Below are 2,797 nucleotides of genomic sequence, written 5' to 3' on the forward strand. Positions count from 1 at the left end.
CGCCGCGCGCCGGATCGCCGCCAAGCTCTACCGCAGCATCCGCACCGAGCACGACTGGGGCAGCCGCTTCACGCCCGAGCCGAGCAGCGACATGCTCGACGCGATGAGCCAGCTCGCGCCGCGGGAAATGCGACGCGCCTGGACATGCGCCTTCGGCAACGCCAAGCTGGCGGGACGAGACACGGTACAGACGCGTGATCTGCCAGAAGCACCCGGCCGCAAGGCGGGGATCGGGTTCGTGCAGTAGCGTTTACTCGAGCGGCTTCTCGCCGAGGCACCGCAAAGCCGAATCGTCTCAGTTGCCCAACGGCAGCCCGGCCACCGATCCGACCGGAGTGGCATTGCCGACGATGAAGAAGGTGTAGGTGCTGGCGCCGGAGAAGGCATCGACCTGCACGCGATCACCGTCCTTGTCGATCAGCGAAACGCGGCCGCTCATCAGCGACCCGCTTCCGTCCACAACGAAGGGCTGGTCTTGCCGAAGACGGTAATGACGATCGTTCACGGCGACGTGGCCATCGAGCTCGAAGGTTTCGCCGGTCTCGTCATAGATGTAGGTGTAGCCGTGGTCCCAGACAAACTGCTCGGCGCCCGCGACCACCGACATGCCGTCGTAGGTGATGCTCACGGTACCGGCGGTGGCCTGCTCGTTCATCACCAGCGCGATGCGCCCCGTGCCGTCGATGCGAAGCGCCGTGCTGCCGAACTCATCGGCGACGATGCGTGCCTTCAAGCTGATCGAGGACGGGCTCTCGCGGAACTCGCTCAGCACGAGGCTGAAGCTGCCACCGATGGCTTGGCCGTCCTCGATACACGCGTTCGACGTTGCGACGATGCGGTCACCGGGTGTGAATTTTTGCGCATCCGCATACGTGACGGTCAGCTCCAGGCTTCCACCGTCGGTACACGCGGTGCTCCCCAGGTTCTCGGTGGCCAGGGGCTGCACCCGGGCGTCACGCCGGAGCAAGCGCTCGGCAAGGCGTCGCTCGAAGCGACCCGCTTGCAGCGTGGCGCTGCCGGCGAAGCCCGCTGCCGCCGCGCGAGCCGGGGTTTCGCCCGCGGCAAACGGCCTCACCGAGCCGTCGGTGCCTTCGAACGCGAAAGCCAGCAGCAGCGGCTCGAGCGCCCGATCGGTTTCGGCCTGATAGGAGCCGGCGGTGAAGTCGCCGGTCGCTGCCTGGGAATTCGCGGGCGCGTCGTCGCTGCCGCCACCACCACCGCCGCCACAGGCCACCAACGTGAAGCCCAAAGCCACGGCAATCGCGGTCTCCTTGTATGCGCGCATTGTTCGATCCCTCGTGTGTTGTCGTCGTCGCCACGGCTCTGGGGTTTCCGCAGACCCCCGCCGCGCCGCGGATTCTCGCCTCGGCAAGCGTGCTTTCCGCACACTCATCTCCGGGGTCGGCGGTGCAGCTCCGAGCCGTTTTCTCGCGTCAAATCCGCCGCGACAAACAATCAAGGTGCGGAGTAAAGAAGATGAACGGATTCGGAGTGACGGTACGGATGGCACTCGGCGCCGCGGCGCTTGTGGCCGCGTCGCAGGCCGGTGCCATGTCGTATCAGCTCGACAGTTTCGAGGTCACGCGCGATGGTGCGGCGTTCTTCTTCGACGGCTTCGACGACGGCTTCGCGCCGCCGGTCGGCACGAGCTTCATCGGCTCCACGACGCCCGGCTACTTGCCTGCTCGTGTCGTCGGCGATTTCAGCGGCGCCGAGTCCGGCGGCAAGCTCACGCTCGATCCTACGCAGCGCGGCGTCGGCACCGTCAACCCGGTGACCGGCATTCCGGAAGGCATACGGTTCCAGGCTGCATACCTGAACGTGAACACGCAAAGCACGCCGGAGGCGGCACAGCGTGGACTGAAGATCAATCACACCTTCAAGGTGTCGGGCCTGTTCGACTTCGCGACGCCCGGCCCCGTGCGCGGGCTCGACAGCTACGGCATCCGGCTGGCCGATTTCGGCACCGAGAGCGCCGGGCTCAGCAACGACATCCTGGATCTGCAGGTCTACCAGAGCGTATCGACCGGGCGGCCGCGCCTGGAGTTCATCCGTCGCTCGCTTGGCACCGGCTCGTTCCTGTCCTTGGCATCGACCCTGCTCGATCCCACGGGGGGCGACCAGCTCATGCTCACGCTGAGCAAGCCGACTGCTTTCGACCCGACGATCGTCGCGAGCTTTCAGTACTACGCCGGCGGCGCTGCGGTCGGCGCCGAGACGGCATTCGCCGTCACCGCAGCGGCATTCAACGGCGAGAACTTCACCCGGCCGGGCTTCATTGCCGTGGCACCCGCTGCAGTGGCTCTGCCTCCCGTGCCCGAACCGCAGACCTGGGGCCTGATGCTGGCGGGCCTCGGCGCGCTCATCGCTCGAGCCCGGTGGCGACGCCGGCACAGCTGAGTCGCGGCATGCCGGCATAACATCCCGCATGCCCGTCACCCTCGCAGGCCAGCTCGTCGTCGCCATTTCCTCGCGCGCGCTGTTCGACTTCGAGGAGGAGAACAAGCTCTTCGAGTCGAGCGATGACCGCGCCTACATGCGGCTGCAGCTCGACAGGCTCGACGCGCCAGCGCAGCCCGGCGTCGCCTTTTCTCTCGTGAACAAGCTGCTCGCCTTCAATACCGACGCGGCCCAGCCGAGGGTCGAGGTCGTGATCCTGTCGCGCAACGACCCGGTGTCGGGCATGCGCGTGTTCCGCTCGGCACAGCACTACGGGCTGCCGGTGCAGCGCGGGGTATTCACGCGCGGCGCCTCGCCGTGGCGCTATCTCAAGCCGCTGCACGCGCACCTGTTCCTC

3 protein-coding genes and 1 pseudogene are annotated in these 2,797 nt (G+C 67.0%); 3 read left to right on the plus strand and 1 reads right to left on the minus strand.

Annotated elements, in window-relative coordinates:
• A pseudogene (locus V6M37_RS08655) lies at positions 1–247 on the plus strand (AAA family ATPase); the annotation flags it as partial.
• Between the two features lie 48 nt (positions 248–295).
• Here V6M37_RS08655 and V6M37_RS08660 read toward each other — a convergent pair.
• On the minus strand, positions 296–1,285 hold the full coding sequence (locus V6M37_RS08660) for a hypothetical protein (protein WP_332672352.1): 990 nt from the start codon (positions 1,283–1,285) through the stop codon (positions 296–298).
• 191 nt (positions 1,286–1,476) lie between these two features.
• Between V6M37_RS08660 and V6M37_RS08665 the strand changes: the two genes are divergently transcribed.
• Positions 1,477–2,400: a PEP-CTERM sorting domain-containing protein gene (locus tag V6M37_RS08665; RefSeq protein WP_332672354.1), complete on the plus strand. Its 924-nt coding sequence runs from the start codon at positions 1,477–1,479 to the stop codon at positions 2,398–2,400.
• Positions 2,401–2,428: 28 nt separating this feature from the next.
• A partial coding sequence (locus tag V6M37_RS08670; RefSeq protein WP_332672356.1) for a 5'-nucleotidase occupies positions 2,429–2,797 on the plus strand: 369 nt, incomplete at its 3' end.

It is taken from the genome of Aromatoleum sp., assembly GCF_036675785.1.
Lineage (GTDB): Bacteria > Pseudomonadota > Gammaproteobacteria > Burkholderiales > Rhodocyclaceae > Aromatoleum.

Bases quoted from the DNA above. Each gene is read 5' to 3' on its own strand.
- V6M37_RS08660 (WP_332672352.1), bottom strand. From the start codon at position 1,285: ATGCGCGCATACAAGGAGACCGCGATTGCCGTGGCTTTGGGCTTCACG.
- V6M37_RS08665 (WP_332672354.1), top strand. From the start codon at position 1,477: ATGAACGGATTCGGAGTGACGGTACGGATGGCACTCGGCGCCGCGGCG.